General features: G+C 57.6%; 1 protein-coding gene. It reads right to left on the minus strand.

Features of this window, described 5'->3' with window-relative positions; translation table 11 throughout:
• Window positions 1-506 precede the first annotated feature (506 nt).
• Entirely contained in the window at window positions 507-923 is a 417-nt protein-coding gene (locus tag ACRESJ_RS33530) for an organic hydroperoxide resistance protein (protein WP_111284697.1), read from the minus strand.
• Window positions 924-1,163: the final 240 nt, after the last annotated feature.

Raw genomic sequence — 1,163 nt, forward strand, 5'->3', positions numbered from 1 at the left:
GCGGCGTACACCCATGCTCTTCACCACTCAACAGGCCGAGCGTTAGCTCGCCTGCCGCTCTTGATCTTGATCCACCCGCCCCCTCGGCAGGCTGAGTGGAGGTGTTCATCCGGGGATTGGCGCGCAGCGCCGTTCGACGCAGTCGAACTCATTGCATGTAGGTCGAGCGCAGCCGACCGGAGGGCAATGCCCCCGGATGAATGCCGGAGCGAAGGAACCCCGAGCCTAGGCGAGGGGCCGGACGTTCGGGGCGAGCGTTTTTTTGCTTACTTTTTTTAGGCGCTTGTAAAAAAAGTGAGTCGCCGTAAGGGCGAAACCCCAAGTCGCCGTCACTCAAAAAACGGATATGTACACAGTCAAAAAAAAAGACAGGCTGACTATCAGGCCGCATTCGCGAGCAAGCCGGCTCCCACAAGTAGTATCCGAAACATAGCCCAATGTTGGCAGCAAGCATTTCAGGCCTTGGCGACAACCCATGTCGTTCGCCAAGACCTTTTCATGTCAGCTCAAACCAGCTTGAGCACGACGTTGATGTTGTTGCGCGTGGCTTTCGAGTACGGGCAGTACTGGTGCCCGGTGTCGACGATTTTCTGCGCGGTTTCGCGATCCAGCCCTGGCAGGCTGACATTGAGTCGCGCCTGGAGCAGGTAGCCGCCTTCATTGGTGCCCAGGTCGACTTCGGCATCGACGGCCACATCCTTGGGCAGCGTCACTTTCATTTCCCTGGCCGCCACTTGCATCGCGCCGATAAAACAGGCTGACCAGCCGGCAGAGAACAGTTGCTCCGGATTGGTTCCGCCGCCACCCGCACCCGGGGACGAAAGCTTCACATCGAGGATTCCGTCGGAGCTGCGGGAGGCGCCGTCACGCCCGCCGGTGGTGTGGGTTTTGGCGGTGTACAACACTTTATCGATCTGGTTCATGGTGACCTCCTGATTGAGTTGTAAGGGACCGGTTTCAACACCCCATCCGGTCGTTGGGATGGTCAATCAATATAGACGTCACAAGCCCACACCGTAGTCGATCCGACCAACGCCCGCTTCTTTTCTATTTACGCGCCAATTTGTACCTGACGCAGTCTTCATAGAAGCTCTGCCGTACGGCCGTCGGTTTCAATCGCGACGGGCTGTCATAAGTTTGCTCGGTAATGCCAAGTGCCATCA

This window comes from Pseudomonas sp. (assembly GCF_050739655.1).
Lineage (GTDB): Bacteria > Pseudomonadota > Gammaproteobacteria > Pseudomonadales > Pseudomonadaceae > Aquipseudomonas.